Source organism: Burkholderia cepacia, from assembly GCF_001039005.1.
Lineage (GTDB): Bacteria > Pseudomonadota > Gammaproteobacteria > Burkholderiales > Burkholderiaceae > Burkholderia > Burkholderia theae.
On sequence record NZ_LDWR01000045.1, the window covers coordinates 1 to 26238 of the forward strand.

23 protein-coding genes are annotated in these 26238 nt (G+C 67.8%); 9 read left to right on the forward strand and 14 right to left on the reverse strand.

The window, feature by feature from the left end; all coding sequences use genetic code 11:
- On the reverse strand, positions 1-510 hold a 510-nt coding region (locus tag VL15_RS24910; protein ID WP_048249405.1), incomplete at its 3' end, for a helix-turn-helix domain-containing protein.
- Between the two features lie 210 nt (positions 511-720).
- Between VL15_RS24910 and VL15_RS24915 the strand changes: the two genes are divergently transcribed.
- Positions 721-1473 carry a class I SAM-dependent methyltransferase gene (locus tag VL15_RS24915; RefSeq protein ID WP_048249173.1) on the forward strand — a complete coding sequence of 251 codons (753 nt, stop codon included), beginning with the start codon at positions 721-723 and terminating at the stop codon, positions 1471-1473.
- 130 nt (positions 1474-1603) lie between these two features.
- Here VL15_RS24915 and ppc read toward each other — a convergent pair whose 3' ends face one another.
- Positions 1604-4618, reverse strand: coding sequence for a phosphoenolpyruvate carboxylase (gene ppc, locus VL15_RS24920; RefSeq protein WP_048249174.1), 3015 nt, complete (start codon positions 4616-4618; stop codon positions 1604-1606).
- Between the two features lie 208 nt (positions 4619-4826).
- On the opposite strand from ppc, the gene hemC reads away from it, so the two are divergent.
- The 3 genes from hemC to VL15_RS24935 are packed head-to-tail and all read left to right on the forward strand — an operon-like array spanning position 4827 to position 8991.
- Positions 4827-5831 (forward strand): hydroxymethylbilane synthase, encoded by a 1005-nt coding sequence (gene hemC, locus VL15_RS24925; RefSeq protein WP_048249175.1) that lies wholly within the window; start codon positions 4827-4829, stop codon positions 5829-5831.
- Complete coding sequence (gene hemDX, locus VL15_RS24930) at positions 5831-7801, forward strand: fused uroporphyrinogen-III synthase HemD/membrane protein HemX (RefSeq protein ID WP_048249176.1); 1971 nt, start codon at positions 5831-5833, stop codon at positions 7799-7801. Before hemC ends, hemDX begins: the two co-directional genes overlap by 1 nt.
- A 2-nt stretch (positions 7802-7803) precedes the next feature.
- A complete protein-coding gene (locus VL15_RS24935; protein WP_048249177.1) occupies positions 7804-8991 on the forward strand; it encodes a heme biosynthesis protein HemY in 1188 nt (395 codons plus the stop codon).
- 132 nt (positions 8992-9123) lie between these two features.
- Here the strand turns inward: VL15_RS24935 and VL15_RS24940 are convergent, their stop codons facing one another.
- From VL15_RS24940 to VL15_RS24955, 4 genes are all read right to left on the reverse strand, one after another.
- Positions 9124-9489 carry a DUF4180 domain-containing protein gene (locus VL15_RS24940; RefSeq protein ID WP_048249178.1) on the reverse strand — a complete coding sequence of 122 codons (366 nt, stop codon included), beginning with the start codon at positions 9487-9489 and terminating at the stop codon, positions 9124-9126.
- A gap of 40 nt (positions 9490-9529) precedes the next feature.
- Entirely contained in the window at positions 9530-10834 is a 1305-nt protein-coding gene (locus VL15_RS24945; protein WP_048249179.1) for an MFS transporter, read from the reverse strand.
- Positions 10835-10962: 128 nt separating this feature from the next.
- Positions 10963-11721: an SDR family oxidoreductase gene (locus tag VL15_RS24950; protein ID WP_048249180.1), complete on the reverse strand. Its 759-nt coding sequence runs from the start codon at positions 11719-11721 to the stop codon at positions 10963-10965.
- 85 nt (positions 11722-11806) lie between these two features.
- A complete protein-coding gene (locus tag VL15_RS24955; protein WP_048249181.1) occupies positions 11807-13246 on the reverse strand; it encodes an aldehyde dehydrogenase family protein in 1440 nt (479 codons plus the stop codon).
- 374 nt (positions 13247-13620) lie between these two features.
- Here VL15_RS24955 and ppa point away from each other — a divergent pair, with 374 nt between their 5' ends.
- Positions 13621-14148: an inorganic diphosphatase gene (gene ppa / locus VL15_RS24960; protein WP_011352863.1), complete on the forward strand. Its 528-nt coding sequence runs from the start codon at positions 13621-13623 to the stop codon at positions 14146-14148.
- A gap of 55 nt (positions 14149-14203) precedes the next feature.
- Here the strand turns inward: ppa and VL15_RS24965 are convergent, their stop codons facing one another.
- Positions 14204-15037 (reverse strand): GIY-YIG nuclease family protein, encoded by an 834-nt coding sequence (locus VL15_RS24965; protein ID WP_048249182.1) that lies wholly within the window; start codon positions 15035-15037, stop codon positions 14204-14206.
- Positions 15038-15161: 124 nt separating this feature from the next.
- Positions 15162-16340: a GNAT family N-acetyltransferase gene (locus VL15_RS24970; RefSeq protein WP_048249183.1), complete on the reverse strand. Its 1179-nt coding sequence runs from the start codon at positions 16338-16340 to the stop codon at positions 15162-15164.
- A 108-nt stretch (positions 16341-16448) separates the two neighbouring features.
- Here VL15_RS24970 and VL15_RS24975 point away from each other — a divergent pair, with 108 nt between their 5' ends.
- Both VL15_RS24975 and VL15_RS24980 read left to right on the forward strand, forming a co-directional pair.
- Positions 16449-18170 (forward strand): NAD+ synthase, encoded by a 1722-nt coding sequence (locus VL15_RS24975; protein ID WP_048249407.1) that lies wholly within the window; start codon positions 16449-16451, stop codon positions 18168-18170.
- Positions 18171-18253: 83 nt separating this feature from the next.
- Positions 18254-18592, forward strand: a complete 339-nt coding sequence (locus tag VL15_RS24980; protein WP_006398637.1) for a P-II family nitrogen regulator — start codon at positions 18254-18256, stop codon at positions 18590-18592.
- A 143-nt stretch (positions 18593-18735) separates the two neighbouring features.
- Here VL15_RS24980 and VL15_RS24985 read toward each other — a convergent pair whose 3' ends face one another.
- Both VL15_RS24985 and VL15_RS24990 read right to left on the reverse strand, forming a co-directional pair.
- A complete protein-coding gene (locus VL15_RS24985; protein ID WP_048249184.1) occupies positions 18736-19812 on the reverse strand; it encodes a porin in 1077 nt (358 codons plus the stop codon).
- 553 nt (positions 19813-20365) lie between these two features.
- Positions 20366-21292, reverse strand: a complete 927-nt coding sequence (locus VL15_RS24990) for a LysR family transcriptional regulator (RefSeq protein ID WP_048249185.1) — start codon at positions 21290-21292, stop codon at positions 20366-20368.
- Positions 21293-21425: 133 nt separating this feature from the next.
- Between VL15_RS24990 and VL15_RS24995 the strand changes: the two genes are divergently transcribed.
- A complete protein-coding gene (locus VL15_RS24995; RefSeq protein ID WP_048249186.1) occupies positions 21426-21923 on the forward strand; it encodes a GNAT family N-acetyltransferase in 498 nt (165 codons plus the stop codon).
- A gap of 52 nt (positions 21924-21975) precedes the next feature.
- On the opposite strand, the gene VL15_RS25000 is transcribed toward VL15_RS24995, so the two are convergent.
- From VL15_RS25000 to VL15_RS25015, 4 genes are all read right to left on the reverse strand, one after another.
- A complete protein-coding gene (locus VL15_RS25000) occupies positions 21976-22755 on the reverse strand; it encodes an ABC transporter ATP-binding protein (RefSeq protein ID WP_048249187.1) in 780 nt (259 codons plus the stop codon).
- 18 nt (positions 22756-22773) lie between these two features.
- On the reverse strand, positions 22774-23487 hold the full coding sequence (locus VL15_RS25005; RefSeq protein ID WP_048249188.1) for an ABC transporter permease: 714 nt from the start codon (positions 23485-23487) through the stop codon (positions 22774-22776).
- Complete coding sequence (locus VL15_RS25010; RefSeq protein ID WP_048249189.1) at positions 23484-24173, reverse strand: ABC transporter permease; 690 nt, start codon at positions 24171-24173, stop codon at positions 23484-23486. The genes VL15_RS25005 and VL15_RS25010 overlap by 4 nt, the downstream gene beginning before the upstream one ends.
- A gap of 217 nt (positions 24174-24390) precedes the next feature.
- The gene (locus tag VL15_RS25015) at positions 24391-25167 is read right to left on the reverse strand and encodes an ABC transporter substrate-binding protein (RefSeq protein ID WP_048249409.1); all 777 of its coding nucleotides are present in this window, start codon (positions 25165-25167) and stop codon (positions 24391-24393) included.
- A gap of 372 nt (positions 25168-25539) precedes the next feature.
- Here VL15_RS25015 and VL15_RS25020 point away from each other — a divergent pair, with 372 nt between their 5' ends.
- Complete coding sequence (locus VL15_RS25020) at positions 25540-26238, forward strand: pirin family protein (protein ID WP_048249190.1); 699 nt, start codon at positions 25540-25542, stop codon at positions 26236-26238.

Consider the following 26238-nt stretch of genomic DNA (forward strand, 5'->3'; position numbering starts at 1 on the left):
CATGAACGTGAAGCGCAGCAGGTTGCGGTCGTGCTCGCCGTCGAGCCAGCCGGAAAACAGCGCGGCGGCCGGCGCGTTCCACGCGAGCGCGTTCCATTGCCGGTCGAGCACGTACGCGGGCGTCGCGATCGCCGCGACGGTCGCGGCGAGCGTCGGCGGCAGGTCGCCGCCCGCGACGTCGGGCTCGGCCGGGTCGCGCTGCGCGGCCAGCTCGAACAGGTACGCGCGCTCGGCCTTCGACAGTTGCAGCGCGACGGCGATCCGCGCGAGCGCGTCGGCCGACGCCGACACGGGGCGGCCCTGTTCGATCCACGTGTACCAGGTCGGGCTGACGCCGCACAGTTGCGCGACTTCCTCGCGCCGCAGCCCCGGCGTGCGGCGGCGCGGGCCGGGCGGCAGGCCGACGGCCTGCGGCGACAGCCGCTCGCGATGGGCACGGATGAATTCGCCGAGCGCGCGGGCGGGCGTGGCGTCGAGCGGCGGGACGGGGGCGGAGGACGGGTGGTTCATGCGGAAACGGCGAAGTGGAAGCGAGGACGCGGCAAAAATCAGACAGGTGTATCGAATACCAGAATAACTGCTTAACTTGTACTGGTACAAACGCAGGCCTATTGTAGCGGCTCGCGCGCTGGCAGGCAGCGGGCGTCCCACAAAACGCGTGCATGGGGCCGGAGCGGCGCTGAAGCGCTTACTCCGGTCGACTGCACAAAGGAGCGAACGATGAAACACCACGACCAGGTCGCCGACGCATTCGGCACGACGGCCGCCGCCTATCTGACGAGCACGGTCCACGCGACGGGTGCCGATCTGCAGACGCTCGCCGACGCGGTGCGCGCGACGCCCGATGCCGCGGTGCTCGACCTCGGCTGCGGTGCCGGTCACGCGAGCTTCGCGGTCGCGCCGCACGTGCGCGACGTGGTCGCATACGATCTCGCCGCGCCGATGCTCGCGACCGTCGACGCGGCCGCGCGCGAGCGCGGGCTCGCGAACATCCGCACGCAGCAGGGCCCGGCGGAACGGCTGCCGTTCGACACCGCGACGTTCGACTGGGTCGTGAGCCGGATGAGCGCGCACCACTGGCACGACATGCACGCGGCGCTCGCCGAGGTGCGCCGCGTGCTGAAACCGGGCGGCCGCGTGCTGATGATCGACATCGCGGGCAACGATCATCCGCTGCTCGACACGTACCTGCAGGCCGCGGAAGTGCTGCGCGACGCATCGCACGTGCGCGATTACCGCGCCGACGAGTGGCTCACAATGTTCCGCGACGCGGGCTTCGACGCACAGGTGCACAGCCGCTGGCGGTTGCCGATCGATTTCGACACGTGGGTCGAGCGCATCCGCACGCCGGCCGACAGCGTCGCCGGCATTCGCGCGCTGTGGGCGCATGCGCCCGACGAGGTGCGCGGTTATTACGCGGTGCGGCCCGACGGTTCGTTCGAGCACGACGCGCTGCTGATCGACGCGCGCTGACCGGGCGACGCGGCTCGCCGGCGCGTTTCACGTCCGATGAAAAAAGCCGCGATACGCACCGTAGGCACGGTGGCGTATCGCGGCTTTCGCGATGCCGGTTGGCGCGGTGCAGGCCCGCGCCGCATGCGGATCAGCCCGTGTTGCGCAGGCCGGCCGCGATCCCGTTGATCGTCAGGTGAATCCCGCGGCGCAGCCGCGCGTTCGTGTCGCCCGCGCGGTGACGCTTGATCAGCTCGACCTGCAGGTGATTCAGCGGATCGAGATACGGGAAGCGGTTCGTGATCGAGCGCGCGAGCAGCGGGTTGGTCGCGAGACGGCCTTCGTGTCCCGTGATTTCCGCGAGGGCCTGCGACGTGCGCTCCCATTCCGCGACGATCCGCTCGAACACGTGCTTGCGCAGCTTGCGGTCGGCGACGAGTTGCGCGTAGCGCGACGCGACCGCGAGATCGGTCTTCGCGAGCACCATGTCCATGTTCGACAGCAGGTTCGCGAAGAACGGCCAGGTCTTGTTCATCTTCTTCAGCAGCGCGACGCGCTTCGTGCGCTCGGCGTCGTCCGGCGCGCCGTCGAGATACGCGCTCACGGCGCTGCCGAAGCCGTACCAGCCCGTCAGCAGCAGCCGGCACTGGCCCCACGAGAAGCCCCACGGAATCGCGCGCAGATCCTCGATCTTGCGCTGCTTCGGATCCTGCAGTTTGCGCGAGGCCGGACGGCTGCCGATGTTCAGCTCGGCGATCTCGGTGATCGGCGTCGACGAGAAGAAGTAGTCGGTGAAGCCCGGCGTTTCGTAGACGAGCGCGCGGTACGCGGCCATCGCCGAGTCGGACAGCGTCTGCATTGCGGCCTCGAACGCGGGCAGTTGCGCGGGGGCGTTCGATTGCGGCAGCAGCGATGCCTCGAGCGTCGCGGCGACGACCGTCTCGAGGTTGCGCCGGCCGATCTCGGGGTTCGCGAACTTGCTCGCGATCACCTCGCCCTGTTCGGTCAGGCGGATCTGGCCGTTCACGGTGCCCGGCGGCTGCGACAGGATCGCCTGGTAGGTCGGGCCGCCGCCGCGGCCGACCGTGCCGCCGCGGCCGTGGAACAGCCGCAGCGTGATCTTGCGGTCGCGGAACAGGTCGACGAGCGCGAGTTCCGCGCGATACAGCTCCCAGTTCGACGTGAGGAAGCCGCCGTCCTTGTTGCTGTCCGAGTAGCCGAGCATCACTTCCTGCTCGGCACCCTGGTGCGCGATCAGCGCATCGATGCCCGGCAGCGCGAAGTATTCGCGCATGATGCGCGACGCATCGCGCAGGTCGGGGATCGTCTCGAACAGCGGGATCACCATCAGGCTGTTCCTCGCATGGCTGCCCGGTACGCCGAGCGTGCCTTCGAGCAGCCCCGTCTCCTTCTGCAGCAGCAGCACCTCGACGAGGTCGCTGACGGTTTCCGTATGCGAAATGATGTAGTTGCGCACGGCGCGGGCGCCGAATTGCGCGCGCACGTCGCGCGCCTTTTCGAACACGCCGAGTTCGCTCTGCGCGAGCGCCGAGTATTCGATGTACGGCGAGCGCAGCGGGCGCGGATCGGCGAGCGCGGCGAGCAGCACGCGCAGCTTGTCTTCCTCGGCGAGCGCCGCGTAGTCGGCCTCGACGCCCGCGCGCGCGAACAGCTCGGCGACCACGGCTTCATGGATGTCGGAGCTCTGGCGCAGGTCGATGCTCGCGAGATGGAAGCCGAATACTTCGGCCGCACGCACGAGCGGCGCGAGGCGCGGCGCGGCGAGCGACGTGCCGTGGTGTTCGTCGAGCGACGCGGTCAGCACCTTCAGGTCGGCGACGAACGCTTCGGAATCCGCATACGGGATCGCGCGCACGGGCGGCGCGCCGCGGCCCGCGCTGCGCACGGGCACCGTGCCTTCGCCCACACGCACGCGCGCGCTCGCGGCGAGCCGCGTGTAGATGCCGATCAGCGCGCGGCGATACGGTTCGTCGACACGGTGCGGCGACTGGTCGGGCGATGCCGCCGCGAGCGCCTTCACGGCGTCGTTCGCGCCGACGAGCAGGTTCGACACCGACAGCTCGGCGCCCAGCTTGTGCACCTGTTCCAGATAGTGCTCGAGGATCACCGCGGCCTGGCGGTTGATCGCCTCGTCGAGCGTCGGCGCGGTCACGTTCGGGTTGCCGTCGCGATCGCCGCCGATCCAGCTGCCCATCTGGAAAAACGCGGGCACCCGCGCGGACAGGCCGTGCTCGGCGAGCGCGGCCTCGATGTCGCCGTACAGCGCGGGCAGCTCGTCGAGGAAGGTCGCGCGGTAGTACGACAGCGCGTTCTCGATCTCGTCGCCGACCGTCAGGCGCGCGTCGCGCAGCATGCGCGTCTGCCACAGCGCGGTCACGCGCGCGCGCAGCATCGATTCGTTGTACTGGCGCTCGCGCGCGGTCAGCTCCTGGTCGCGTTCGGCGAGCAGGCGCGCGATGTCGTGCTGCGCGTCGAGGATGCTCTTGCGCTGCACTTCGGTCGGGTGCGCGGTCAGCACCGGCACGATCAGCGCATCGTCGAAGAAGCGCTGCAGCAGGCGCTTCGACGCGTTGCCGGTCGTCTTCAACTGCTCGAGCGCGTACGCGACCGTGCCGGGCTGCGGCGCGGAGCCGGCCAGCGCGTGGATGCGGCGGCGGCGGTTGTGGTGGCGGTCTTCCGCGATGTTCGCGAGATGCGAGAAATAGCTGAACGCGCGCACGACGCTCACTGTCTGCTCGGGCGTCAGCTTGCGCAGTTTCTTCTCGAGCGTCTGCGCGGCTTCGCTGTCGTCCTCGCGGCGGAACTTGACCGCGGTCTGGCGGATCGTCTCGACGACGTCGAACACGGTGTCGCCTTCCTGTTCGCGCACGACGTCGCCGAGCAGGCGGCCGAGGAAGCGGATGTCCTCGAACAGCGGGCCGTCCTTGTCCTCGCGCGTGCGCGTGCCGGACTTCGGCGCGCCGGCCGTGCGGGCAGCGGGGCCGGCGGTTTTCGTCACGCGTTTTGTCTGACGTATCGGGTCTTTCGGTTTCGTTGCCGTTTTCGCACGGCCGTTCGCGGCGGTGGCGACAGTGCCCGTCGGGGCGTCGGAGGAGGACTGGGCAGCATTGCGGCGCGCCGTACGCGCCGATCCGGAAGACTTCACGATGGGTTTCCTTGGGAAAGCTCGAGTCAAAAGGAACTGCGAAAACTGCGGGAACTGCGGTCAAGCAACCAGCTACGTGCGGCACATCCGCACATCGGCGCCGCGACCCGCGCAGGGGCCGGTCGGGCGCAGGCTCCGGGCCCGGGCGGGCCGGGGCGTGCGTGCTACCATTGTTCGATCTTCAATCCCGTCCTTCGATGTTCCAGCAATGAATTCCGAGACCCTTGCGGCCGGGCCGCAACAGGCACAGCCGCCCGCGACGTTGACGATTGCTTCGCGCGAGAGCCGCCTGGCGATGTGGCAAGCCGAACATGTGCGTGATGCGCTGCGCGAATTATATCCAGCTTGTGACGTGAAAATCCTCGGGATGACGACCCGGGGCGATCAGATTCTCGATCGCACGCTGTCGAAGGTCGGCGGCAAGGGCCTGTTCGTGAAGGAACTGGAGAGCGCGCTGGCCGACGGCCGCGCCGATCTCGCCGTGCATTCGCTGAAGGATGTGCCGATGTCGCTGCCCGACGGCTTCTCGCTCGCCGCGATCATGGAGCGCGAGGATCCGCGCGACGCGTTCGTGTCGAACGACTACGCGTCGCTCGACGCGCTGCCGGCCGGCGCGGTCGTCGGCACGTCGAGCCTGCGCCGCGAGGCGATGCTGCGCGCGCGCTATCCGCATCTCGACGTGCTGCCGCTGCGCGGCAACCTCGACACGCGCCTCTCGAAACTCGACCGCGGCGACTACGCGGCGATCATCCTCGCGGCCGCCGGCCTGAAGCGTCTCGGCCTCGAAGCGCGGATCCGCGCGCTGCTCGACGTCGATGCGAGCCCGCCCGCGGCCGGCCAGGGCGCACTCGGCATCGAGATCGCGGCGCACCGCGACGACGTCGCGGCCTGGCTCGCGCCGCTGCACGACCGGCAGACCGCGCTCGCGGTCGAGGCCGAGCGGATGGTGTCGCGCGCGCTCGGCGGCAGCTGCGAGGTGCCGCTCGCCGCGCACGCGGTGTGGCGCGCGGGCGAACTGTATCTGACGGGCCGCGTGTCGACGACCGACGGCAAGCGCGTGCTGACGGCCGAGGAGTGCGGTGCGGTCGTGACCGTCGCCGATGCGCTCGCGCTCGGCCGCGCGGTGTCCGACGATCTCGAGGAGCAAGGTGCGCTCGACATCGTCCGCGCACTGCTCGCCGCCGGCTCGCCGGCCGGCAAGGGCGACGCCTGATGGTGGGCGGCGCGCGCGCGTTCACCGCCGTCCTGACGCGCCCGGACGGCCAGTCGGACACGCTCGCCGCGCAACTGGCCGACGCCGGTTGCGACGTGCTCGAATTCCCGCTGATCGACATCGCGCCGGTCGACGATCCGGCGCCGCTCGACGCCGCGTTCGCGGCGCTTGCCGACTACGCGCTCGTGATTTTCGTGTCGCCGAACGCGATCGACCGCGCGCTCGCGCAGTACGGCGCGATCTGGCCGAACGCGCTGCCAGTCGGCGTGGTCGGGCCCGGCAGTGTCGCGGCGCTCGAGCGTCACGGCATCGCGGCGCCCGCGCATCGCGTGATCGCGCCGCAGGCGCCGGCCGACGGTGGCGTGCCCCATTACGATTCGGAAAGCCTGTTCGCGTGCATCGAGGCTGCATTCGGCGGCGCGCAGGCGCTGGCAGGCAAGCGCGTGCTGATCGTGCGCGGCGACGGCGGGCGCGAATGGCTCGCCGACCGGCTGCGCGAGGCCGGCGCGGACGTGACGCTGGTTGCCGCGTACCGGCGCGTCGTGCCCGAGCCGCGCGTCGGCGCATGGGAGCGCGTGCATGCGCTGCTCGACGGCGCACCGCATGCGTGGCTCGTCACGAGCTCGGAAGGCGTGCGCAACCTGCACGAACTCGCGCGGGCGCACCTGAACGATGCAGAGATCGATGCGCTGAAGCATGCGCCGCTCGTGACGCCGCACCCGCGCATCGAGCAGACCGCGCGGACATTGGGTTTTGATAGGATTACGCTGACCGGCGCGGGCGATGAGCGCATCGTCCGCGCGTTTCGAACGATGGCCGCCGAGGCCGTCCAACCGGCGACAGCCGCACCGGTGACTAAACGCATGACAGATACCAACGATTCCAAAAGCGTCGCTTCCCAGCCGGCCGCTGCATCCGCACCGCCGTCTCGACCCCCGTACATGGCGTCCGAACCGCCCGCGCGCCGCGGCGGCAGCGCGCTGCTGTGGTTCGTCGTCGTCGTGCTCGGCTGCGCGGCGGGTGTCGGCGGCTATGCGCTGAACCGCAAGATCGACCGGCTCGACGGCTCGTTCGTCACGCGCCAGAAGGCGCTCGACGCGCAGACGGCCGAAACGCGCATGAAAACCGAGCAGGCGCTCGCGAGCACGCATCAGGTCGACACACAGCTCGCGCAGCTCGACGGCAAGCTCGCCGACGCGCAGAGCGCGCAGCAGGCGCTGCAGCAGCAATACCAGGACCTGTCGCGCAACCGCGATGCGTGGATGCTCGAGGAAGTCGACCAGATGCTGTCGAGCGCGAGCCAGCAGCTTCAACTGACGGGCAACACGCAACTCGCGCTGATCGCGCTGCAGAACGCCGACGCGCGTCTCGCGACGTCGCAGAGCGCGCAGGCCGTCACGGTGCGCAAGGCGCTCGCGCTGGACATCGAGAAGCTGAAGGCCGCGCCGGCGGCCGATCTCACCGGCCTCGCGATCAAGCTCGACGACGCGATCGGCAAGATCGACGCGCTGCCGTTGTCCGGCGAGGCGATCGTGCCGCACGAGGCGCCGAAGGCCGCACCGGTCGACGCCGCGGCGTCGGCCGTGGCCGGCGAGCCGCGCTGGAAGGTGTGGTGGCACGACTTCTCGGCCGGTCTCGGCCAGCAGTTGAAGGGCCTCGTACAGGTGCGCCGGATCGACAACGCGGACGCGATGCTCGCGTCGCCCGACCAGGGCTACTTCGTGCGCGAGAACGTGAAGCTGCGCCTGCTCACCGCGCGGCTGTCGCTGCTCGCGCGCAACGACAGCGCGATGAAGGCCGACCTGCACGCCGCGCAGGCGTCGCTCGGGAAGTATTTCGATCAGGCATCGAAGGACACGCAGACCGTCGAGGATCTGCTCAAGCAGGTTGACGGCGCATCGCTGACGGTCGCGGTGCCGAACCTGAACACGAGCCTGAACGCCGTTCAGCAGTTCAAGAGCCGGGGGTAACGATGACGCTTCGAGGAATCGTCTGGCTCGCGGTCCTGTTCGCGATCGCCGCGGCGCTCGCCACCGTCGGGCATTTCGACGCGGGGCAGGTGCTGCTCGTCTATCCGCCGTACCGGGTCGACGTGTCGCTGAACCTGTTCGTGATCGCCATCGTCGTGCTGTTCATCGTCGTGTATGCGCTGCTGCGCATCGTGCGCAACATCTGGCGCATGCCGCAGCGGGTCGCCGCGTATCGCGCGCGTTCGCGCAACGAGAAGGCGCAGGCGTCGTTGCGCGATGCAATCGCGAACCTGTATGCGGGCCGTTTCTCGCGTGCGGAAAAGGCCGCGCGTGAGGCACTGTCGGTCGACGCGAACCTAGGCGCGGCGAGTCTCGTCGCGGCCACCGCCGCGCACCGGATGCACGAGTACACGCGCCGCGACGACTGGCTGTCGAAGGTCGACGCGCCCGAGTGGCAGGATGCACGGCTGCTCGCCGCGGCCGACATGCGCGCGGACGCACGCGATGCCGACGGTGCGCTCGCCGCGCTGGCCGACTTGCAGGCGGGCGGCAAGCGCATCCATGCGCAGCAGGTTGCGCTGCGCGCACAGCAGCAGTTGAAGAACTGGGCCGAAGTGCTGAAGCTCGCGAAGGCGCTCGAGAAGCGCGAGGCGCTGCATCCGGCCGCGGCCGTGCGGCTGCGCCAGCAGGCCGCGGAAAACCTGCTGCGTGAACGCCGGCACGACCCCGACGCGCTGCTCGAGGTGTGGCAGTCGCTGTCGCCGGTCGAGCGCCAGTCGCCGCGTCTCGCCGATCTCGCGGCCGACCTGCTGGTGGCGCTCGAGCGTCGCAACGAAGCGCGCCGCATCGTCGAGGAAGCGCTCGCGCACAACTGGGACGCGCGCCTGCTGCGTCGTTACCCGGACACGGCCGGCGCCGATGCGCTGCCGCTGATCCAGAAGGCCGAAGGGTGGAAGAAGGATCACCCGGAAGATGCCGACCTGCTGTTCGCGCTCGGCCGCCTCTGCCAGCAGCAGCAGTTGTGGGGCAAGGCGCAGTCGTTCCTCGAATCGGCGCTGAAGCTGGCCGACAACGAAGCGCTGAAGGTGCGTGCGCACCGTGCGCTCGCGCGCCTGTTCGAGCATCTCGGCGAAACCGACAAGGCCGCGAAGCACTACCGCGAAAGCGCGCTTGCGATCACCGTGGTCTGACGCGGGCGGCGCGGCTGCTTGCCGCTCCGCGAAAAAAGCCCCGAACGCCTTCTGGCTTCGGGGCTTTTTTATCCTGCTGCCGGCGGTCGGCCGGCATCGGACGACGGATGCGATCCGCCGCGTGCAGTATCGCTACGCGTCGAGCTTGCGCAGCAGGTCGTCTTCGGACGCGACGAACCACACCGACCGCCCGCGATTGGATTCGCGCACGAGGGCATGGAACGCTTCGCTGCGCGCGACCCAGCGGTCGATGTCGCCGATCACGCCGAGTCGCAAGCCGTAGTTGACGAATTTCTGCAGCATTGCGCCCGCGAGCCCGCTTTCGAGCCGGTAGAAATCGTCATGCAGCGCGTCGGCGGGGACCGCGATCCAGTCGACTTCATGTTCGTGCGCGAGCGCGACGAGGTCCAGCGCATCGCTTTCCCGCTGCAAGACCTGGGCGGACGTGTCCCGGACCAGCACGCGGGTGCCGGCTGCTTCAATGATTCGGTGGTGCATGCGGGTTGGCTCCGTCGAGATGATCATTAGGTGCAGTGCGTCACTTGTCCACGAGCTGTTTCGGCACCGACAGCGCGAGCAGCCCGCCGAGCACGAGGAACCCCGCGAGCATATACATGCCCGCGTCGTTGGCGCCCGTCGCCTGCTTGAGCCAGCCCATCAGGTAGGGGCTCAGGAAGCCCGCGAGGTTGCCGATCGAGTTGATCATCGCGATGCCGGCCGCGGCGGCCGCACCGCCGAGGAACGCGGTCGGCAGGCTCCAGAACAGCGGCAGCGTGGTCAGGATGCCGATCGTCGCGAGCGTGAGGCCGAGCATCGCGAGCGCGGTCTGATGCGCCCAGATCACCGACAGCACGAGCCCGACCGCGCCGATCGCGGCGGGAATCGCGAGGTGCCAGCGGCGTTCGCGGTGCTTGTCCGCGCTGCGCGCGATCAGGATCATCGCGATCACTGCAGCCGCATACGGAATCGCCGACAGCAGGCCGATCGCGACCGTGTCGGTGACGCCTGTCGCCTTGATGATGGTCGGCAGCCAGAAGCCGACGCCGTAGAGCCCCATCACGAACGAGAAGTAGATGAGCGCCATCAGCAACACGCGCGGGCTGGCCAGTACGGCGCCGAGCGGCAGGTCTTGCTTCGTCGCTTCTTCCGCGTCGACGTTGCGCGCGAGCAGTGCCTTTTCCTCCTCGGTCAGCCAGTTCGCCTTCGAGATCCGGTCGTCGAGCTTGAGGAACACGACGACGCCGACCAGCACCGACGGGATGCCTTCGAGCAGGAACAGCCATTGCCAGCCGTGCCACCCGCTGATGCCGTCGAACGCCTTCAGGATGAAGCCCGAGAGCGGCCCGCCGATCACGCCGGACAGCGCGACGGCCGTCATGAAGAAGGTCGTCATCCGGCCGCGCCGGTGCGCGGGATACCAGTAGGTGAGGTAGAGGATCACGCCGGGAAAGAAGCCTGCTTCGGCGACGCCGAGCAGGAAGCGCATCACGTAGAACATCGTGGGTGTCGTGACGAACATCGTCAGGATCGAGATCACGCCCCACGTCGCCATGATCCGAGCGATCCACACGCGCGCGCCGACCTTGTGCAGGATGATGTTGCTCGGCACCTCGAACAGGAAATAGCCGAAGAAGAAGATCCCGGCGCCGAGCCCGTAGACGGTGTCGCTCAGGTTCAGGTCGCTTGCCATCTGCAGCTTCGCGAACCCGACGTTCACGCGGTCGAGATACGCGACCACGTAGCACAGCAGCAGGAGCGGCGTGAGCCGCCACGACACCTTGCGGTAGGTTGCTTCCTCGAACGCGCCGGACGAGCCCGGCAGCGACTGCGTCGATGTTGCCATGTTGTCTCCTGTCCTTATAGTAGTCCGGAGCCGGCGCATCGGCGCCCGATCCGGTTTCGTGAGAAGCAATACGTGAATGCCGTGCCGGCCGGTGAATCGCGACGCGGCGTGCGAACAGCCGGGTGCGGCTAGATGCAGCGCCCGCCGTCGACCTCGAGGCAGACGCCCGTGATGAATTCGGCCTCGTCGGACGCAAGGTAAAGTGCCGCGTTCGCGATGTCCTGCGGCGTCGAGAAGCGGCCGAGCGGGATCGTCGCGAGGAAGCGGCGGCGGTTGTCGGGCGTGTCCTCGCAGCCCATGAACTCGGTCATCAGCGCCGTTTCTCCGAGCACGGGGTTGATGCAGTTCACGCGGATGCGGTCGGCGCCGAGCTCGGCCGCGAGCGACTTGCTCGCGGTGATCATCGCGCCCTTCGTGCTGTTGTACCAGACGAGGCCCGGGCGCGGCCGTACGCCGGCCGTCGACGCGACGTTCACGAACACGCCGCCGCCCTGTTCGCGGAAGTACGGAACGAAGGTCTGCACGCACCAGAACAGGCTCTTCATGTTGACGGCGTACACGCGGTCGAATTCCGCTTCCGTGACGTCGAGCACCGGCTTGTTGCGGTGCGTGGTGCCCGCGTTGTTCACGACGATCTGCACCGAATGGAAATCGTCGAGCGCGGCCTGCAGCAGCGCGCGCCAGTCGTCGTCCTTCGACACGTCGCCGGGCACCGCGATCGCCTTGCCGCCGGCGAGCGCGATCTCGCTCGCGACGCGCTCGGCCGCCGCGCCGTTCAGGTCGTTGACGACGACGTTCGCGCCTTCGCGCGCGTAGGTCTTCGCGATGCCTTCGCCGAAACCCGAGCCGCCGCCCGTGACGATGGCCGTCTTGCCGCTCAACCGCATGGTGTGTCTCCTGTGCTGGTTATGAGAGTCGTCGTGTATCGACAGGCGGCCAACCGCTGCCGGCCGCGTTTCGCGTGCCGAGCGTTCAGCCGTGCCGGATCGCGATCGTCTTCAACGCCGTGAAACCGTACAGCGCCTCGAAGCCTTTCTCGCGGCCATGGCCCGAGTGGCCGACGCCGCCGAACGGCAGTTCGACGCCGCCGCCCGCGCCATAGTTGTTGATGAACACCTGGCCCGCGCGCAGGCGCCGCGCGAGACGCATCTGACGTGCGCCGTCGCGCGTCCAGATGCCCGCGACGAGGCCGTACGGCGTACCGTTCGCGAGCGCGATGGCTTCGTCTTCGTCGACGAAACGCATCGCGGCGAGCACGGGGCCGAACACTTCCTCCTGCGCGAGCCGGTGCGACGGCGGCACGTCGCGCAACAGCGCGGGTGCCTGGTAGAAGCCGCTTTCGGGCGCGTCGGCGACGACCTGCCCGTGCGCGGCCATCGGAATGCCGTCGTGCTGCGCGTCGGACAGGAAATCCCACACGCGCTGCTGCTGTTTCGCGTTGATCAGCGGGCCGCAGTCGAGATCGGCGCGGCTCGGGCCGACGCGCAGCCCGTTGAACGCGGTGGCGAGCCGTTCGACGAGCGGCTCGTACACCGCGCGCTCGATCAGCACGCGGCTGCCGGCCGAGCAGGTCTGCCCGCCGTTCTGCACGATCGCCGATACGAGCACCGGCAGCGCAGCTTCGAGATCGGCATCGGCGAACACGATCTGCGGCGACTTGCCGCCGAGTTCGAGCGTGACGGGTACGTGGTTCTCGGCCGCCATCTGCGTGACCAGCTTGCCGGTGGCCGGCGAGCCCGTAAACGAGATGTGGTCGATGCCCGGATGGCGCGCGAGCGCGGCGCCGGCTTCATGGCCGTAGCCGGTGACGATGTTGAGCGCGCCGGCCGGCAGCCCGGCCTCGGCGGCCAGCTCGGCCACGCGCAGCACCGACAGGCACGCATCCTCGGCCGGCTTGACGACGCACGCGTTGCCGGCCGCGAGCGCCGCGCCGACGCTGCGCCCGAAGATCTGCATCGGGTAGTTCCACGGCACGATGTGGCCGGTGACGCCGTGCGGTTCGCGCACCGTCAGCACCGTGTAGCCGGCCTGATAGGGAAGGGTTTCGCCGTGCAGCTTGTCGGCGGCGCCCGCGTAGAACTCGAAGTAGCGCGCGAGCGCGGCCGCGTCGGCGCGCGCCTGCTTCAGCGGCTTGCCGGTGTCGCGTGCCTCGATCGCCGCGAGTTCCTCCAGCGAATCGGTCACGCGCGCCGACAGCCGCATCAGCACGCGGCCGCGCTCGGCGGCGCTCGCGGCGCCCCATGCGCCCGCGAATGCGTCCCGGGCCGCGGCGACCGCGCGCTCGATGTCGGGCGCGGTGCCGCGCGCGATCGTCGCGAACGGCTGGCCGTCGGACGGATCGACGACCGCGATCGTTTCCAGTTGCGCGGGCAACGTCCATTCGCCTGCGATGAAGTGCTTAGCCTCTTCCATGCCTGCTCCTGTCGACCCGAGTTAGCGCTTCAGCGCTTACTCGGGTCCCATGCTTCGCGGTCGACCCGATGTCGACCGGACTTTGCGCTTCAGCGCTTAGTCCGGTCCCACGCAAAGCTGTTAGCGCTTCAGCGCTTACTCGGGTCCCATGCTTCGCGGTCAACCGGCGACGGCGCTTCAGCGCTGCCGCCGATCCCATGCAACGCCGCCTGTCGTTCGACGGCCGGACATCCGGAACCGATTATCGCGCCGATCGTCACCCGGATGCCACCGGTCGATTGGCTATAATGGCGCATTCCCTTGGGGGACGCCCGCGGCGCTGCATCGGTCGCGGCGCCCTGTCCCGAATTCCCATCGACCTACAGAGAGCGCTCATGAGCTTCAATCATGTTCCGGCCGGCAAGGACCTGCCGCAAGATTTCAACGTGATCATCGAGATTCCCGCCCAAAGCGATCCGGTGAAGTATGAGGCGGACAAGGAGCTGGGTCTCCTCGTCGTCGACCGCTTCATCGGCACGGGCATGCGCTATCCGGTGAACTACGGCTACATCCCGCAGACGCTGTCGGGCGACGGCGATCCGGTCGACGTGCTGGTGATCACGCCGTTCCCGCTGCTGGCCGGCTCGATCGTGCGTTCGCGCGTGCTGGGCATGTTGCAGATGACCGACGAGTCGGGCGTCGACGCGAAGCTGGTCGCGGTGCCGCACGACAAGGTCTGCCCGATGACGGCGAACCTGAAGTCGATCGACGACGTGCCCGAGTACCTGAAGGACCAGATCAAGCACTTCTTCGAGCAATACAAGGCGCTCGAGAAGGGCAAGTGGGTGAAGGTCGAAGGCTGGGCCGGCATCGAAGCCGCGCACAAGGAAATCACCGACGGCGCCGCGAACTACAAGAAGTAAGCAGCGTGCCGGCCCGACGGCCGGTTCGTGCGAAACGCAAACCGCGCGTGTCTCCTCAGGAGGTCGCGCGGTTTTGTTTTGTGCGCGCGGTTTTCTTGCGCGCGGAAGTGGAAGCGGGCGAGGCGGTAGTGGTTAGCGTGTCCTTTGCACCCTGCGTGCGCTTGGCGCGGCGAGGGGCAACGGAAACCACGGTGGCTTCGTCGGATTTCGTGGCCGACGGACGACGGCGGGCCGGTGCGGAAGCGTCGTTGTCGCGCCCGTTCGCGACGGACTTTCCGGCAACGGCCGGTGCTTTCCTTTTCGACGCAGGGGATGCGGACGGCTTGTCGTTTTTTGCCGGTGTGCCGCGCGACGCGGTCTTTTTCGCGACTGCATCGCCGTCGGTCTTTGCGCGTTTCGCGACCGGTGCGGCTTTGGCTGCCTTGGTGGCTTGTTTGGTCTTTGTGGCCTTGACGGCTTTCTCGCCCTTGCCGGTCTTCGCGGTCTTCCCGGCAGCCTTTTCCGTTTCCGCCGTCTTCGTCGCGCGCTCGACGTTCTCAGCCTTTGCTTTCGCCTTCTTCCGCCCACGCGTGCCCGCCTGCAAACCGGCTGCTTCGCCGCTCTCGTCGAGCGTCACCACGACCGGCAGCACCGATTCCAGCGTACGCAACCCGGCCGCCAGTTCACGCTTCTGCACGGGCGTGAGCCGCTTCACCCAGTATTCGGCGCGCGACGCGCTCGACCGGTCGGGCAGCGGAAACGATGCGAGCACCGCGCGCGGCTTGCGCGAGCGCGTGTAGCGCGCGCCCTTGCCGGCGGCGTGCTCGTCGAAGCGCGCGGCAACGTCGGTCGTGATGCCCGTGTAGACGCTGTCGTCGGCGCATTCGATCAGATACAGAAACCAGGACATGGCAGGGCGGCGGGATGCGAAGCCGCCAGTGTCTCAGAAAACGCGTGCGTCAACGCCACCGGTCGCCGCGTCCGTCGCGGAAGCGGCGCTGCGAGGCGCCGGGTTCGCGCGTGGCCTGCCGCCACTACTCGGTGCCGCGCCGGAACGGATCGTGTTCGCGCAATTCGTCGACGTACGCGTGGATATGCTCGGTCTCGCGTTCGAGAAAGCGCGCGACCGCGTCCGAGAACGCCGGGTGCGCGAGCCAGTGCGCGGAGTGCGTGACGGTCGGCAGGAAACCGCGCGCGAGCTTGTGCTCGCCCTGCGCGCCGCCTTCGAAGGTGTCGAGCCCGGCCTCGATGCAGAATTCGAGCAACTGGTAGTAGGCCGTTTCGAAATGCAGGCAGGGCACGTGCTCGATCGCCCCCCAGTAGCGGCCGTACAGCGTGCCGCCGCCATGCTCGCCACGCCGGTAGACGGCGAGCGCGCTCGCGATCGGCTTTCCGTCGGCTTCCGCGATCACGAGCAGCAGGTTCTCGGGCATCGACGCGCCGATCGCGCGGAAGAAGTCGAGGTTCAGGTACGGGCTCGAAAAGTGCTCGCGATAGGTCTGCCGGTAGCAGCGCGAGAAGAAGCGCCAGTCGGCGTCGGTGATCCGGTCGCCGGTGAGCCGCCGGAACGTCACGCCCGCGTCGTGCACCTTGCGCCGTTCCGCGCGAATGTTCTTGCGCTTCTTTTGCTCGAGCGTGGCGAGGAAATCGTCGAAGTGGCGGTAGCCGTCGTTGATCCAGTGGAACTGCACGCCTTCGCGCAGCATCATCCCCATCGATTCGAGGAGCCGCGCTTCGTCGCCGGTGGGGAACAGCACGTGCAGCGACGACACGTCGCTCTGCTCGGCGAACGCGAGCAGCGTGGCCGCGAGCCGGCGGCGCGCGTCGTCATCGGCCGCGAGCAGGCGCGTGCCCTGCACGGGCGTGAACGGCACCGCGCACAGCAGCTTCGGGTAGTAGGGCAGGTTGTTGCGCTGGTACGCGTCGGCCCACGCCCAGTCGAACACGTATTCGCCGTACGAATGCTGCTTCGCGTAGACGGGCGCGGCGGCCGCGAGGCGGCCGGTGCGCTCGTCGGTCAGCGTGACAAAGTGCGGCGACCAGCCGGTATCGTCGACCGCGCAGCGCGCGACGTGCAGCGCGTCGAGGAATTCGTGGCGCAGGAACGGCGTCGGCTGCGCGTCGCGCGCGAGCAGCGCGTTCCATTCGTCGGCCGGCACCTCCGCGGGGGACGACAGGATGCCCGTGCGATAATCGATGCGTTCGTGTTTCAAGCGTGAATCCGTACGTTGGATGTTGCCGGACGCGTGCCGCCGTGGCCCGCGCCCGGGACGATTTCGTCAGCCGTTCAGGGCGCGCCGCCGGGCTGCGCCGATCCCGTCATGAAGACCCGACTCGCTCTCGCCCAGATCAACGTCACCGTCGGCGATTTCGCCGGCAACGTCGCACGGATCGTCGCGGCCGCGCGCGCCGCGCACAACGATGGTGCGCAGCTGATGGTCGCGCCGGAACTCGCGCTGTCCGGCTATCCGCCGGAAGACCTGCTGCTGCGGCCCGCGTTCTACGCGGCGGCAGCCGCCGCGCTCGACGCGCTCGCCGATGCGCTGAAGGCGTTCGACGGGCTCGCGGTGCTGGTCGGCCATCCGTTGCGCGGCGCGGGCGGCGATCCGCCGGGCGACGCTTCGCGCGCGCCAGCCGTCGATGGTAATGCAAACCGCCCGATCGAGCGCGGCGTGCCGCCCACCGACACCTTCAACGCTGTGTCGCTGATCGTCGGCGGCGAGATCGCCGGCACCTACCGCAAGCAGGATCTGCCCAACGCCGAGGTGTTCGACGAGAAGCGCTATTTCGCGACGGACGCCGAGCCGCTCGTGTTCGAGCTGAACGGCGTGAAATACGGCGTGATCATCTGCGAGGACGCGTGGCATGCATCGGCCGCGCAGATCGCGAAGGCGGCCGGCGCGCAGGTGCTGCTGATCCCGAACGGCTCGCCGTACCACATGAACAAGGAAGCGGTGCGCATCGACATCCTGCGCGCGCGGATCCGCGAGACCGGGCTGCCGATGGTGTACGTGAACCTCGTCGGCGGCCAGGACGAGCTCGTGTTCGACGGCGGCTCGTTCGTGCTCGACGCGCAGGGCGCGCTCGTCGCGAAGCTGCCGCAGTTCGACGAAGGGCACGCGATTGTCGAATTCGACGGCGCGCGGCCGTTGCCCGGCGCGATCGCACGCGAGCTGTCGACGGATGCGCAGGTGTACCGCGCGCTCGTCACGGGCGTGCGCGACTACATCGGCAAGAACGGTTTTCCCGGCGTGCTGATCGGGCTGTCGGGTGGCGTCGATTCGGCGCTGGTGCTGGCCGTCGCGTGCGATGCGCTCGGGCCGGAGCGCGTGCGCGCGGTGATGATGCCGTCGCGCTTCACGGCCGACATCTCGACCACCGACGCGGCGGAGATGGCGCGGCGCACCGGCGTGCGCTACGACGAGATCGCGATCGCGCCGATGTTCGACGCGTTCCGCGCGTCGCTCGTGGGCGAGTTCGCGGGCCGTGCGGAAGACGCGACCGAGGAGAATATCCAGGCGCGCATCCGCGGCACGCTGCTGATGGCGCTGTCGAACAAGTTCGGTTCGATCGTGCTGACGACCGGCAACAAGAGCGAGATGGCGGTCGGCTACTGCACGCTGTACGGCGACATGGCCGGCGGTTTCGCGGTGATCAAGGATATCGCGAAGACGCTCGTGTACCGGCTTTGCCGCTATCGCAACGAAAGCGCCGACTATGCGCTGCGCGACGTGATTCCCGAGAGGATCCTGACGCGCGCGCCGTCGGCCGAGCTGCGCGAGAACCAGACCGACCAGGACAGCCTGCCGCCGTACGACGTGCTCGACGCGATCATGCGGATGTACATGGAAGAAGACCGGCCGCTCGCCGAGATCGTCGCGGCCGGTTATGCGCAGGCCGACGTCGAACGCGTGACGCGGCTCATCAAGATCAACGAATACAAGCGCCGCCAGGCGCCGATCGGCATTCGCGTCACGCATCGCGCATTCGGGCGCGACTGGCGCTACCCGATCACGTCACGTTTTACCGAGCGCCTCGATTGAGCCGCGTCGAGCCGTGCGCGGCTCGCGGGCTTACAATCGGGGGCGCGATTTTTCATCCATACGAGCATTGGGGGACAACCATCATGAAACGCATCACCGCCATCATCAAGCCGTTCAAGCTGGACGAAGTCCGCGAAGCGCTCGCCGAAGTGGGTCTCACGGGCCTGACCGTGACGGAAGTGAAGGGCTTCGGCCGCCAGAAGGGGCATACCGAGCTGTATCGCGGCGCCGAGTATGTCGTCGACTTCCTGCCGAAGATGAAGATCGAGGTGGTCGTCGCGGAAGCGCAGGTCGACCAGGTGATCGACGCGGTGATCGGCGCGGCACGCACCGGCAAGATCGGCGACGGCAAGATCTTCGTGTCGGACGTCGAGCGCGTGATCCGCATCCGCACCGGCGAAGAGAACGAAGCGGCCGTCTGAGCGCCGTATTCGGCAGCGGGCCTTGAGTGCCAAGCCCGCCCGCCAATAAAAAACGGTGCGATACCCGGTTGGGTACCGCACCGATACGCGCCTCTCGCAGCAGCGTGGAAAGTGTTGTCGAATCGTTGTCCGGCAGCGCCCGATCAGAACAGGTGCTGGATACCGGCGTAGACGCCGGTCTGGCTGCCGCCCGGGTTCGGGTTGCCCGTCGACACGGCCGTACCTGCGCCGTTGGCGTTCAGGCCGAAGTTCGCGTTCTTGCTGTTGCGCACCGTCGCGACCTGCAGATCGAACAGCGTGCGCTTCGAGATGTTGTACGAACCGCCGACCGTGTAGATGTTCGCGTTGCCGCCGCCGTGGTTCGCGTTCACGTGATAAGCGGCCGCGATCAGCGCTGCTGCCGGCGTTGCTTGCCACGTCACACCGCCCCAGACCTGCTGGGTGCCGGTAACGCCGGCGTTCACTGCCGGGCCGCCGCTGCCGTCCGCGCGCGATGCCTGGTAGGCCGCCTGCACCTTGAACTGGCCCAGGAACACGTTTACGCCCGCGAAGTATTCACGCGAGTAGTTGAACACGTCCGAGAAGCGGCCGTTGCTGTCGCGCGTTTCGTCGTAGATGCCGCGCAACTGGAACAGCGAGTTCGTATAGGTGACCTGACCGCCCATTGCACGGCCCGGTTGGCCGGCCGTCGTGTTGCCGTTGAAGCTGGTCGAGTTCGAGAACGAGAACTGGCCGTAGAAGTCGAGGCCGTAGAACTGCGGCGACTGGTACGACACGTTGTTGCTGGTCTTGTTCCAGTTGCGGCCGCGGACGAGCGATGCGGTCGACCAGGCCGACTGGCCGAACGGGTCGAAGTCCCACACGCCGTTGGCGATCGCGAGCTCACGACCCAACAGCAGCGTACCGTAGTGGTCGTTCGAGATGCCGACCGTCGCAAAACGATCCCAGATCGAGCCGCTGAAGCCGCCGGTCATCGTGTTGAACGCGCCTTCGAGGTGGAACAGGACCTTGTTGCCGCCACCGATGTCCTCGCTACCCTTCAAGCCCCACAGGCTCGTGCCCCAGTCGCCGCTTTCCGCGCGCACTTGGTGGCCGTTTTGCAGGCCGTTCATGTACTCGATGCCTGCATCCAGGCGGCCATACAGCGTGACGCTGCTCTGCGCGTGCGCCGTCACCACCCCAGCAGCCATCAGCGCGGCCGCGACCAAAGCTTTCTTCATCGTCTCCTCCATACCCTGTCAAAAAGTCAACCCAGAACTGCACGAGATGCCCGAAGCGACGAGCGCCGGGCAAAAGCGGGATAACCAGGGAGACCTCGTGCAGGGCCGGTAAGCGCAGCACGCGGGCAAGCGGACGGAAATGCCGTTGAGCGGTCCCGCGCACAGCCGGGTCGGCCTGCGGGGTCTCCTTGTAGTGTCGTGAAGCTAAACTACATTTCACGAACTTCGTTTTGCTACTTTGGTTACTAATTTAGCAAAAATACAATTTTGTGGCGACGGAAATCGTTGTTTGACTAACACCTGTCGCCAAATTGCCATGCAACACAGTGTGCAACAGGTGCGCCTAGGGTTCGCAACTACCGGAAAACCCTTGTCCCATAAGGGAGACACGAATTTTTCGAGCATGGGTCAAGGATTGCCACTATTGACGTTGCAAAAGTGTGGGCGTAAGCGCGAAAGATGCGAAATTGGTAAGTAATTCGTAATGAATCGGCGGCCGGTTGCGGCGGCTTTCCAAGGCCTGCAACGCCCGTCCTGCAACGCGCGCCGGGTTTCAGCCGGGGCCCGGCCGTGCGTCGAGCAATTGCGCGCGAATCCAGCGGTGCGCGTCGGTGCGCGCATGCTTCGCGTGCGAGTAGACCTTCACCGTGTAGCGCGGAATCTCGAACGGCGCGGGGAAGATGCGGATCGGCGCCGCGTGCCGCAGCGCCTGCGCGGCGCGGTTCGGCACGGTCATCAGGAGTGCGGATTCCGCGATCACGAACGGCGCGGCGAGCACGGTCGGCAACTGCACGGCGACCTGCCGGGCGAGGCCGAGCCGGTCGAGCACGTAGTCGACGACGCCGCGCGATTCGTTCCACGGCGTGACGACCACGTGGCGTGCCGCCAGGTACTGGTCGAGCGTCAGCCGCCGGCGGATGTCCGGATGCGCGGCGCTCGCGATCACGACGTAGTCGTCGGAGAACCAGTCGAAATCCTCGATCCCCGGCGCGTCGGCTGCCGATTCCTCGTGATAGCCGAGCGCGAAATCGATGCGGCCGGCCGCGAGTTCGTCGACGGAAATCTTCCGGTCGGAATGGACGACCCGAATCCGCAGCTGCGGCGCGACGTGCTGAATGCGCGCAACGAACGCCGGCAGCACGGCGAACGCCGTGTAGTCGGTCGCGGCGAACACGAACGTGCGGTCGCTTTGCGCGGGATCGAAGCGCCGCGCGCGGGCGAGCCCCTTCGACATCGCGTCGAGCGCGTCGCCGGCCCACGTGGCGATATCGTCGGCGCGCACGGTCGGTTGCATCTCGTTGCCGAGCCGCACGAACAGCGCGTCGCCGATCGCATCGCGCAGCCGCGCAAGCGCATGGCTCAGCGCGGACGGGCTCATTGCGAGCTCGTGCGCGGCCGCGGCGACCGACCGGTGGCGGTACAGCGCGTCGAACACGAGCAGCAGGTTCAGGTCGAGACGGCGCAGGTCGGGATGCATCATGTTCAGGTCTAGATGAAGAAACTGCACTTCCTGCAGGCACCGCGTGAACGTAGCATGACGGTCTGATTGGCGCCAGCGCGGTTGCGCGGCGGCGCCTTCCGTTTCGAATCCGGGCCGGAGGAGGGCTCAACCCGTGCAAATCGACATCCGTTCCGCCACCGTCGCCGACGTGCCGCTGATCCTGCGTTTCATTACCGAGCTGGCCGTCTACGAGAAGGCGGAGCACGAAGTGGTCGCGACGCCCGCATCGCTCGAGCGCAGCCTGTTCGACGAGGGATCGCCGGCACGTGCGCTGGTGTGCGAGGTCGACGGCGAGCCGGCCGGCTTCGCCGTGTATTTCTTCTCGTATTCGACCTGGCTCGCCCGGCAGGGGCTGTATCTCGAGGATCTGTACGTGTCGCCGCGCTTTCGCGGCGCGGGCGCCGGGCTGCGGCTGCTGAAGACGCTCGCGCGGATCGCGGTCGAATCGGGCTGCGGGCGGTTCGAGTGGAGCGTGCTCGACTGGAACGAGCCGGCGATCCGTTTCTACGAGAGCGTCGGCGCGGCGCCGCAGAGCGAGTGGGTGCGTTACCGGCTCGCGGGCGACGAACTGCGCGCGTTTGCCGACAGCGCGCCGGTGAGCGTCGCGTAAACGCAAAACGGGCGCCGCGGGGCGCCCGTTCGCACGTTGTGCGTGTCGTGCGTTACTTGAGGCTGCCCGACAGGAATCCGCGCAGGCGCTCGCTCTTCGGGTTGGCAAACACCTCGGCCGGCACGCCTTCTTCCTCGACGCGCCCCTGGTGCAGGAACATCACGTGGTTCGACACGTTGCGCGCAAAGCCCATCTCGTGCGTGACGACGATCATCGTGCGGCCTTCCTCGGCGAGCTTCTGCATCACCTTCAGCACTTCGCCTACCAGTTCCGGGTCGAGCGCCGACGTCGGCTCGTCGAACAGCATCACGTCGGGATGCATCGCGAGCGCGCGCGCAATTGCCACGCGCTGCTGCTGGCCGCCCGACAGGTGCGACGGATACTGCTTCTCGACGCGCGGTGCGAGGCCCACTTTCTCGAGATACTCGCGCGCGCGATCCTCGGCTTCCTTCTTCGGGATGCCGAGCACGTTCACGGGCGCTTCCATCACGTTCTCGATCACGTTCATGTGCGACCAGAGGTTGAAGTGCTGGAACACCATCGAGAGCTTGGTGCGCACGCGCTGAAGCTGTTTCGGATCGGCCGCGCGCAGCGCGCCGGTCTTGTCGGCTTTCGTGCGCACTTCCTCGCCGTCCACGACGATGCGGCCGGCATTCGGCTGCTCGAGGAAGTTGATACAACGCAGCATCGTGCTCTTGCCGGAGCCGGACGAGCCGATCACGCTGATCACGTCGCCCGAGTTCGCCTTCAGCGACACGCCCTTGAGCACCTCGTTGTCGCCGTACCGCTTGTGCAGATCGTCGACGAAAAGCTTTTGAGTCTGGGAATTCATCAATAGTCCTGCGAAAACTTACTTGCCTTGCGGGCGCAGATACGCGAGCCAGCGGCGCTCGGCCTGGCGGAACAGCCACACGAGCGTGAACGAGATCACGAGGTAGAGCAGGGCGGCGATGCCGAACGCGTGGAACGACATGTAGGTCGCCGAGTTCACGTCGCGGGCGATCTTCAGGATGTCGGGCACGGTCGCGGTGAAGGCCACCGTCGTCGCGTGCAGCATCAGGATCACTTCGTTGCTGTACAGCGGCAGCGCGCGGCGCAGCGCCGACGGCAGGATCACGCGGCGATACATCGTGAACGGCGTCATCCCGTACGCGCGCGCGGCTTCGATCTCGCCGTACGACGTCGCCTTGATCGCGCCCGCGAAGATCTCGGTGGTGTACGCGCAGGTGTTCAGCGTGAACGCGAGCAGCGTGCAGTGCATCCCGTCGCGGAAGAACGCATCGAGCAGCGGCGTGCCGCGCACGACCTGGAGGCTATAGAGGCCCGTGTAGCAGAGCAGCAGCTGCACGTAGAGCGGCGTGCCGCGGAACACGTACGTGTAGAGCCACACGGCGCTCGACAGCCACTTCCGTTTCGACACGCGCGCAACCGCGAGCGGCACCGCCAGGCAGAAGCCGAGGCCGATCGACACGACGAGCAGCCACAGCGTGATCGCGACGCCGGTGATGCGGTAGCCGTCGGTGAAGAGATAGTTGCGCCAGTATTCTTGGATGAGTTCGATCATAGGTCAGCCTTGCGGACACCGGTCGAGTAGCGCTTTTCGAGCCATATCAGCACGAAGTTCGAGATCGTCGTGATGGCGAGGTAGACCGCTCCCGCGATCAGCGTGAAGAAGAAGAACCGCAGCGTGCCCTTGCCGGCGTCCTGCGACGCCTTCACGACGTCGGCAAGGCCGATGATCGACACGAGCGCGGTCGACTTCACCAGCACCTGCCAGTTGTTGCCGATGCCCGGCAGCGCGAAGCGCATCATCTGCGGGAACATGATCCGCGTGAACACCTGCCAGTTCGTCATCCCGTATGCACTGCCGGCCTCGAGCTGGCCACGCGGCACCGACAGGAACGCGCCGCGGAACGTCTCGGTGAAGTACGCGCCGTAGATGAAGCCGAGCACGAGCACGCCGGCGAGGAACGGGTCGATGTCGATCTGATCCCAGCCAAGCGCGTCGGTCGCCATGTTCAGCCAGATCTGCAGGCTGTAGAACAGCAGCAGCATCAGCACGAGGTCGGGTACGCCGCGGATCAGCGTCGTGTAGACGGTGCCGATGCCGTGCGTCACGCGGTTGCGCGACAGCTTCGCACCCGCGCCGAGCAGACCCAGCAGGAACGACAGCGCAAGCGAAAGCACCGCCAGTTTGACGGTTTGCCAGGTGCCTGCGAGGATCAGCGGGCCGTAACCTTGTAGAAACATATGTGGTCCTTGACGGCGCACGCGGTGCGCCGCGAAAGACGCGCCCGCCAAGCTGCGCGGAACGCCCCGTGCGTATCATGACCGTCCGCCCCGGCAACGATGCCGGGCCAGCCCGTCGCGCGAGCGGCGGGCAAGGGGGCGGGCGGCGCGTGGTTGACTGCCTGTACTGCCCGGACGCGGGGCCGCCCCCGCATCCGTTGCTTCTCAAGGTCGGCGCTCAGCGGGCCGAATAGACGCTGAACGAGAAATACTTGTGCGACAGCCGGTCGTACGTGCCGTCCTTGTGCATGTCGGCCAGCGCCTGGTTGATCTTGAGCTTCAGGTCCGTATCGTCCTTGCGCACGCCGATCGCGGTGCCGTCGCCGATCGTCTTCGGATCCTTCACTTCCGGTCCGGCGAACGCGAAACCCTTGCCGCGCGGCGTGCGCAGGAAGCCGTAGTCGGCCTGCAGCTCGTCCTGCAGCGTCGCGTCGAGGCGGCCCGAGCCGAGATCGGCATAGACCTGGTCCTGGTTCTGGTAAGGAATGATCGTCACGCCCTGCGGTTCCCAGTACGCCTTCGCGTAGGTTTCCTGCGTCGAGCCCTGCTCGACGCCGACGCGCTTGCCCTTCAGCGACGCGACCGTCGGCAGCAGCGGCGAGCCGGTCTTCGCGATCATCCGCGCCGGCGCGTCGTACACCTTGTCGGAGAAGTCGATCTGCTCGCGGCGCTTGTCCGTGACGGTCAGCGACGACACGATGACGTCGTACTTCTTCGCCTTCAGCGCCGGAATGATCCCGTCGAGATCCTGCGCCACCCACACGCATTTCACGTTGATCCGTTTGCAGATCTCCTTGGTGAGATCGACGTCGAAACCGACGATCTCGCCGCTCGGTGCGGTCGACTCGAACGGCGGGTAGCTGGCATCGACGCCGATCCGCACGGTCTTCCACTCCTTCGCGAAGGCGCTGCCCGCCACGAGGGCGAGGGCGGCGCACAGGGCGGCCTTCTTCATTTCCATCCTTCTGTTGCTGACTTTCCGGGGCGCGCGCGGCCGGTCGGACCGGGCACCGCGGCGTATTCTAGACGGCCAAAATTCGCCGATCGGCGCTCTGGCGATGGCGGCCGCCGAAAGGGCGATCGCCAAAAGGGCGGTATTTTACCCGAACGCGATACCCGGAAAACGGCAATCCGGCGCGATCGATCGATTCTTCGACTCTTCGATTCGGCTGTTGCGGCAATCGTGGTATTCGCAACGAGTATTACGGTGATTGGGCGCGCGAGTGCAACGATGCGGTGCGCCGGTGGCGGATTGTGGCGCCATCGGCGCCCCCCTACAGTGGAGGTAAACCCGCAAAGAGAACCCGCCTCCCGGAGTGCCCGCCCCATGTTCCAGATCCGCCGCGCCGAAGACCGCTGCCACACGGGCCACGGCTGGCTCGAGTCGCGTCACAGCTTTGCGCCCGCCGGCCGTGCGGCGAACGCGCATCCGCCGGTCGGCGCGCTGCACGTGCTGAGCGAGGACCTGATCGCGCCGACGCGCGGCTTCGGAATGCAGCCGCGCCGCGACGTGGAGATCGTCACCTATGTGCTGGACGGCACGCTCGCGCACCGCGACAGCCTCGGCTGCGGCGCGATCGTCCGTGCCGGCGGCATCCAGCGGATGAGCGCCGGCACGGGGCTCATGCACAGCGAAACCAACGCGTCGCGCGACCGGCCGCTGCATCTGCTGCAGATCTGGCTGCAGCCGGCCGAACGGGGCGGGCGGCCCGGTTATGAGGAACGGCGCTTCGCCGACGACGAGAAACGCGGTCGGCTGCGGCTGGTCGCGGCGCCGGACGGCGGCGACGGTGCACTGTCGATGCGTGCGGACGCTCGCATTTTCGTGGGACTGATCGACGGCGGCGAGGCTGCGGCGTTCGACCTGCCGGCCGGGCGCAGCGCCTACGTGCACGTGGTGCGCGGCGACGTCGAGGTCAATGGCCATGCGCTGGCCGCCGGCGACGGCGCGCGGATCGGCGGCGCGGACGCGGTTGCGTTCGCGCGCGGCCGTGCGGCCGAGGTGCTGCTGTTCGACGTCGCCTGA

Coding starts and splice junctions, on each gene's coding strand:
- VL15_RS24945 (WP_048249179.1), bottom strand. CDS start 10,834: ATGGCAACATCGACGCAGTCGCTGCCGGGCTCGTCCGGCGCGTTCGAG.
- VL15_RS25020 (WP_048249190.1), top strand. CDS start 25,540: ATGTTCCAGATCCGCCGCGCCGAAGACCGCTGCCACACGGGCCACGGC.
- VL15_RS25000 (WP_048249187.1), bottom strand. CDS start 22,755: ATGAATTCCCAGACTCAAAAGCTTTTCGTCGACGATCTGCACAAGCGG.
- VL15_RS24955 (WP_048249181.1), bottom strand. CDS start 13,246: ATGGAAGAGGCTAAGCACTTCATCGCAGGCGAATGGACGTTGCCCGCG.
- VL15_RS24935 (WP_048249177.1), top strand. CDS start 7,804: ATGACGCTTCGAGGAATCGTCTGGCTCGCGGTCCTGTTCGCGATCGCC.
- VL15_RS24985 (WP_048249184.1), bottom strand. CDS start 19,812: ATGAAGAAAGCTTTGGTCGCGGCCGCGCTGATGGCTGCTGGGGTGGTG.
- VL15_RS25015 (WP_048249409.1), bottom strand. CDS start 25,167: ATGAAGAAGGCCGCCCTGTGCGCCGCCCTCGCCCTCGTGGCGGGCAGC.
- VL15_RS24915 (WP_048249173.1), top strand. CDS start 721: ATGAAACACCACGACCAGGTCGCCGACGCATTCGGCACGACGGCCGCC.
- hemC (WP_048249175.1), top strand. CDS start 4,827: ATGAATTCCGAGACCCTTGCGGCCGGGCCGCAACAGGCACAGCCGCCC.
- VL15_RS24950 (WP_048249180.1), bottom strand. CDS start 11,721: ATGCGGTTGAGCGGCAAGACGGCCATCGTCACGGGCGGCGGCTCGGGT.
- VL15_RS25005 (WP_048249188.1), bottom strand. CDS start 23,487: ATGATCGAACTCATCCAAGAATACTGGCGCAACTATCTCTTCACCGAC.
- VL15_RS24940 (WP_048249178.1), bottom strand. CDS start 9,489: ATGCACCACCGAATCATTGAAGCAGCCGGCACCCGCGTGCTGGTCCGG.
- VL15_RS25010 (WP_048249189.1), bottom strand. CDS start 24,173: ATGTTTCTACAAGGTTACGGCCCGCTGATCCTCGCAGGCACCTGGCAA.
- VL15_RS24965 (WP_048249182.1), bottom strand. CDS start 15,037: ATGTCCTGGTTTCTGTATCTGATCGAATGCGCCGACGACAGCGTCTAC.
- VL15_RS24975 (WP_048249407.1), top strand. CDS start 16,449: ATGAAGACCCGACTCGCTCTCGCCCAGATCAACGTCACCGTCGGCGAT.
- hemDX (WP_048249176.1), top strand. CDS start 5,831: ATGGTGGGCGGCGCGCGCGCGTTCACCGCCGTCCTGACGCGCCCGGAC.
- VL15_RS24980 (WP_006398637.1), top strand. CDS start 18,254: ATGAAACGCATCACCGCCATCATCAAGCCGTTCAAGCTGGACGAAGTC.
- VL15_RS24990 (WP_048249185.1), bottom strand. CDS start 21,292: ATGATGCATCCCGACCTGCGCCGTCTCGACCTGAACCTGCTGCTCGTG.
- ppa (WP_011352863.1), top strand. CDS start 13,621: ATGAGCTTCAATCATGTTCCGGCCGGCAAGGACCTGCCGCAAGATTTC.